Annotated in this window: 5 protein-coding genes; 3 read left to right on the top strand and 2 right to left on the bottom strand. The window is 46.7% G+C overall.

Annotated features, from left to right (window positions below):
• The 3 genes from ACWA6V_RS15760 to ACWA6V_RS15750 form a co-directional block, all read left to right on the top strand.
• A partial coding sequence (locus ACWA6V_RS15760) for a VWA domain-containing protein (RefSeq protein WP_449523382.1) occupies positions 1 to 537 on the top strand: 537 nt, incomplete at its 5' end.
• On the top strand, positions 537 to 2,510 hold the full coding sequence (locus ACWA6V_RS15755; RefSeq protein ID WP_449523381.1) for a vWA domain-containing protein: 1,974 nt from the start codon (positions 537 to 539) through the stop codon (positions 2,508 to 2,510). The genes ACWA6V_RS15760 and ACWA6V_RS15755, both read left to right, overlap by 1 nt.
• 88 nt (positions 2,511 to 2,598) lie before the next feature.
• Positions 2,599 to 4,335 carry a BatD family protein gene (locus ACWA6V_RS15750; RefSeq protein WP_449523380.1) on the top strand — a complete coding sequence of 579 codons (1,737 nt, stop codon included), beginning with the start codon at positions 2,599 to 2,601 and terminating at the stop codon, positions 4,333 to 4,335.
• Positions 4,336 to 4,402: 67 nt separating this feature from the next.
• Here the strand turns inward: ACWA6V_RS15750 and ACWA6V_RS15745 are convergent, their stop codons facing one another.
• On the bottom strand, positions 4,403 to 5,206 hold the full coding sequence (locus ACWA6V_RS15745; protein ID WP_310069670.1) for a nitrate- and nitrite sensing domain-containing protein: 804 nt from the start codon (positions 5,204 to 5,206) through the stop codon (positions 4,403 to 4,405).
• A gap of 4 nt (positions 5,207 to 5,210) precedes the next feature.
• Positions 5,211 to 5,900 (bottom strand): methyl-accepting chemotaxis protein (locus tag ACWA6V_RS15740; RefSeq protein ID WP_449523379.1); only part of this gene is annotated, 690 nt, incomplete at its 5' end.

Genomic DNA, 5,900 nt, shown 5'->3' with positions numbered 1-5,900 from the left:
CAAGAAGCACAAATTGGTTTTGCCGGGCGCGAAACCGCAATTGGCGATGCTATCGGCCTCGCCGTAAAACGCTTGCGCGATAGGCCCGATGCAAGCCGCGTGTTAGTAGTACTCACCGATGGCGCCAATACCGCCGGTGTGCTTGCGCCCGATAAAGCAACAGAACTCGCACAGAAAGCCGGCATTAAAATTTACACCATCGCCTTTGGTGCAGAATCGATGGAAGTACCGGGCATTTTTGGCTCGCGCACCGTCAATCCTTCAGCCGATCTGGATGAAGGAACAATGATGGCTATTGCTGAAAAAACCGGTGGAAAATATTTCCGTGCGCGCGACCTGGAAGAACTGGATAGCATCCATCGCGAATTGGATCGACTGGAACCGATTGAAATGGAAACAGAAACCTTTCGCCCAGTGCAGACATTATTTTATTGGCCATTGGCGTTTGCATTTTTGCTCAGTTTGATTTTTGCCATGAGCCATATCTGGCAAGGCCGTGCAACACCTTTAGCAAAAAATACAGTGGAGGCGAAATAATGTCTGCTGTGGATTTACTCATCAGTCAATTTCATTTTTTGCGTCCCTTGTGGTTGGTGGCACTCGCTCCTGTTGTCATAATTGCACTCTTGCTGTGGTATCAAAAACACAACGCCCGCTCATGGCAGCAAATGGTTGCACCGGAATTATTGCAGTATTTACTCGACGGCCAGACTACCCGTATCAGACCCTGGCAACTTATCGCACTATTACTGGCATGGATTATTAGCTGCATTGCGCTCGCTGGCCCCAGCTGGGAAAAACGCCCGGTTGCCGTTGAACAAAATCAGCAAGCATTAGTGCTGTTACTCGATCTGTCACCGTCCATGATGAGTGAAGATGTAAAACCATCACGTTTGGTGCGCGCTCGGTTAAAAATCGCCGATTTATTGCGCTTGCGAAAAGATGGTCAGACAGCATTATTGGTTTACGCGGGTGATGTTCATGTGGTTACACCGCTGACCGACGACACCGAAACCATTAACAATATTATTCCTGCGCTGCACCCCAATATCATGCCCGCACAGGGTAGCAATACCGAGGAAGCAGTTTCGCGCGCAATCCAATTATTAAAAAACGCAGCCATCACCCAGGGTGATTTACTGCTGATTACCGATGGTATCGATAAAGATGCGCAATACAACATCAGTGAGATTATGACTCGCGAAAGCCAATACCGCTTGTCTATTCTCGGCGTAGGTGGAACTGCACCTACCCCCATACCCAGTAGCAAAGGCGGGTTTGTGCGCGACAACAAACGCAATATAGTCACCACCCAACTCAATGCGGGTGAATTGCAAAATCTCGCCAACCAAAGCCGTGGCCGCTATCGCACCTTGGCTAGCACCAGCAGTGACATAGATTATTTAATGGATTTACCCACACCGAAAAAAGAAGAAACCCAACGCGTCGAACGCGATTTTGATAGCTGGTACGACCGCGGCCACTGGTTAGTATTGCTAATTTTACCCATTATTCTTTACTGCTTCCGCCGTGGGGTTTTACTCTGCTTATTCATCGTTCCGCTCACCGCTTTAACACCCAATAAAAGTTATGCGTTTGGTTGGGATGATTTGTGGAAAAACAAAAACCAGCAAGCCTACGAAAAATTGCAGCAAGAACAGGCCGCTGAAGCAGCGCAACAATTTGACCACCCGGACTGGAAAGCAAGTGCGCAGTATCGTGCAGGGGATTATGAAGAGGCCGCAAAAAACTTTGCCCAGTCCGACAGTGCTGATGCCCATTACAACCGTGGCAATGCATTGGCTAAAGCCAACAAATTACCCGACGCAATCAAGGCCTATGATCAGGCTCTCAAGCTCAACCCTGAACTTGAGGACGCAAAGAAAAATCGTAAATTGGTAGAAGACTTGCTCAAACAACAGCAACAAAATCAGGATCAGCAAGACCAAAATCAAGACAAAAACGATCAGAACAAAAAAGACCAGGATCAACAGAAACAAGATCAAGGTAATGGTGATCAGCAAAAGGACGAGCAACAAAAAGATCAGCAACAGCAAGACAAAAACGATCAACAAAAACAACAGGACCAGAACAACCAGCAAGATCAGAATCAACAACAGAACCCATCAGACCAGCAGTCACAACAGGATCAGCAATCCTCTGCTGGCCAAGACGAGCAGCAAAAACAATCTGAACAGGAAAAGTCTGACCAGGAACAATCCCAACAAGAAAAAACGGACGAAGAAAAAGCCGCTGAAGCTGCACAACGCGAACAAGAAGAGCAGCAAGCCGCTGAAGAAAAAATGCAGCAGATGCAAGCTGGAGAACCAAAGGATGATGGTTTGACAGACGAAGAACGCCAGGCAATGGAACAGTGGTTGCGCCGCATACCGGATGATCCGGGTGGCTTATTGCGCAATAAATTTAATTACGAACACTATAAACGCAATCAGGAAATACTGAATGGCGATTGGGAACCGGCAGAAAATGGAGCCGAAGATCGCTGGTAGTGGATACACTTTTTGTACTCACAATATCCAGATTAGACAGTAGAGCACTTTACGGAACATTTTACGGAACCATTAACGGTAGAACGCAATGAAAAAAGCTTCATTTAATTTCCAAAAATACCTCAGCCGCTGCGCAGGTTTTTTGTTAATGATTACCGGGCTCAACGTCTATGCGGGCAACTTGACCGCTAGCGTTGACCGGGATGTGCTGGGACTGGAGGAAACATTTACCCTCGTCCTGCGCTATGACGAGCAAATTAATACCACGCCGGATTACGAATTGCTGCGCAAAGACTTTGATATTTTAAATACCCAAAGCGGCACCCAGATGAGCATTATCAATGGCAATATGGAAGCCTCTACCGAGTGGAAAATTGCACTGGCGCCCAAACGTATCGGTAAACTACTGATTCCGTCATTTACGATTGATGGTGCGATTAGCGATGCCATCGAAATGACGATTGAAGGCAAAAGTAAATCGCCCAAAAACACCGATAACAATGTCACTGTAGAAGTTGAAACCAGCAAAGATACCAGCTACGTACAAGAGCAAATTATTGTCACCCTGCGCCTCTATACCACTGTGGGTCTGAGTGGTGTAGACCTGCAACCACTGCAAGTTAAAGATGCATTAGTGGTTAATATCGATGAAAAACAATACCAAACTAAAATTAATGGCCGCCCGGGTGCCGTGGTAGAAACACGCTATGCGGTATTTCCACAACAAAGTGGCGAATTAATTATTCCCAGCATGCTCTACCAGGTTTCAGTTAATTCAGGCCAGCGCGATCTGTGGGACCGTTTTTATGGCAACAGCCAAAACAATATTTTGCGTTTGCGCACCGATGAACAGCGTATCAATGTGCTGCCTGCCCCCGCATCAGTCAACGCAGGCGATTGGCTGCCCGCACTCAATGTCAGCCTGAGCGAACACTGGAGCACCAGCCTCGACTCCTTAAAAATAGGCGAACCCATTACCCGCAGTATCACCATTAAAGCGGATGGACTTACCGCAGGGCAAATTAATCCCCTGCACTTACCGCCTATTGATGGACTCACTTTTTATAACGACCAGGCACAAACCGACGACCAAAAATCCGCCAATGGTGTAGAGGGTTCGCGTATTGAAACCATCGCCATAGTGCCCACCAAAGCGGGGCATTTCACCTTGCCGGAAATAAAACTCAATTGGTGGGACACAAAAACCAACAGCATCCGCACCGCCACCCTGCCCGCTGTTTCCCTGACAGTTGGACTTGGTGATATGACCCAACTGGCAGCACCGACGAATGAAATTGAAGAACCCACTAGCGTGGATATCAATACCGACTTAAGCACGATTGAACCGCAGCAAACAGTTATTCAGGAGAAAGTGCCTCTCTGGCTATACATCACTAATGCACTTGCATTATTAGTTGCCGCAGTTTTTGCACTGCGTTTTTGGCAAACCAAGCGTGAACTCTCAGCCATTTACGCAACAGAGCGCGATGAACTTAACGAATTAAATCAAAAAGAAACTGAAGCCTGGAATAATTTCAAGCGTACCCTGGCCGATAAAAAATTAACGGGCCTGCGCAAAGCCTTGATTAACTGGGCGCAGGTGTATTGGAAAAATGCATCCATTACCAGTCTGCAAGCAATCGCCGCACAGACACAAGATTCAGCGCTCGCAGATGAACTGCGCAAATTGGACGAAGCGATATTTGGTGCTCACAAGAGCGCACCTGACACTGAAGTACTATTGCAACTTCTGGCCAATCTACGCAAAACCAAACATAAAAAAACGACCGACAACAATAAGTTGCAGCCGCTCTACAGAGTTTAATAAAGACCAGATGACCGCAACTGAACTAAACAGCAGTTGCGGATTTCAGTTTCTGCCCGCTTCGGTTTTAATTGCGATAATACTGTAAACGATCAATCTGGCGATCAAACTGATCGAGCACATGCTCAATGCAGCGGGTCGCCAATTTAAAATAATCGCCTGCCTGGATACTCGGATGATCAACAATTAATTGGGTTTCAATGCAGCGCAAGAGCTGCTGGATTTCCACACGAGATTTATCCGGCCAGGAAGAGTCCACGCTCGATGCAATTTTATTGCGCAAGTGATTGAGTTGGATACGCAATACGCTTGAACACTCACCTTTCGCTGCTACCCCCGTACCTAATGCGCGCACCTGCCCGATATATTCGGCAATCGATAACAGATAGCGCCAATCAGTATCCATGGCATCGCCCGTTATTTTTGAAAGATGGTGGACATCAGCCACATCGTCAATCAGGTACAACAGGTTGGCGATCAGAATATTGTGCTGCTTGAAATTTTTATCGGCATCTCCCTGCAAATAGGTTATTCCCAAGCGGGTCCAGTGGTCTACCAGGCTCGACCACTTAACATTACTGCGTATCCAATCACCAGCTTCATCAAGCTCGCCCATGATCCGCTTAATTTTTATAGCAATTTTTTCTATATCTGGTTTTGCACCAAGATTGCCATTAATAAAACCAGTCGTTAAACCGCGATGCTGTTGCACATAGGTTAATAAAGTACGCAACAGTTTTATATATTCAATACCTTGGGTAAACAACAGGTTCGCTTGACGTTTTTTACGGCTCAATGAAACCATTAGAAACATCAAAAAACCCACTGGAAAAGCCAATAAAATAATCATTAGCGAAACAGGAGTTTCCATAGTGCTACTCCGATTGATGAGTCAATCTATGCAAGTGGTCGGCAATTTCAGCAGCTTGACCGGCGCGATAACTATTTTGATTCGCCAAATCCGCCACTGTTTCTATATGTTTTGAAATTTCACGCGCTGCGATACTCTGTTGACCTGCAGCAACGGCAATTTCATCGATCAATCCAAAAACATCATCAGTTGTTGTTAATATTGACTTTAAAGATTCATCTGCACTGAATACACCTTGCAATGACTTATCTGTTTTTTCTACTACGTTTTTCATACTTACTAACACCTGCTGCATGCTCTCCTGCACACGCGCAATATTGGTTGCAATCTCACTGGCCGAACCTTGGCTGCGTACTGCCAGCGCACGCACCTCATCTGCCACCACCGCAAATCCACGCCCATGCTCACCTGCACGAGCAGCCTCAATCGCGGCGTTGAGTGCAAGCAAATTGGTTTGTCCTGCAATATCGCTGATAATTTGTGACATGGCCGTAACATTGTGCATCAACGTTCCCAACTGGCTAACACGCACTTCCGTTTCACGCGCAAGATTGGCTACTGCACTGACCTCACTACTAGCCCCCGCCAAAGCACCTCCACCGCTTTTACTATAGTCACAGGCTTTGGTTGCTGCATCGCGTGCTGCCACAATACGACTACTGATGTCATCAATGCTGTGACTTATTTCCGTGAT

Source organism: Cellvibrio sp. (assembly GCF_053579595.1).
This window is presented reverse-complemented; position numbering and strand designations above follow the sequence as displayed.

Coding starts and splice junctions, on each gene's coding strand:
- ACWA6V_RS15755 (WP_449523381.1), top strand. CDS start 537: ATGTCTGCTGTGGATTTACTCATCAGTCAATTTCATTTTTTGCGTCCC.
- ACWA6V_RS15745 (WP_310069670.1), bottom strand. CDS start 5,206: ATGGAAACTCCTGTTTCGCTAATGATTATTTTATTGGCTTTTCCAGTG.
- ACWA6V_RS15750 (WP_449523380.1), top strand. CDS start 2,599: ATGAAAAAAGCTTCATTTAATTTCCAAAAATACCTCAGCCGCTGCGCA.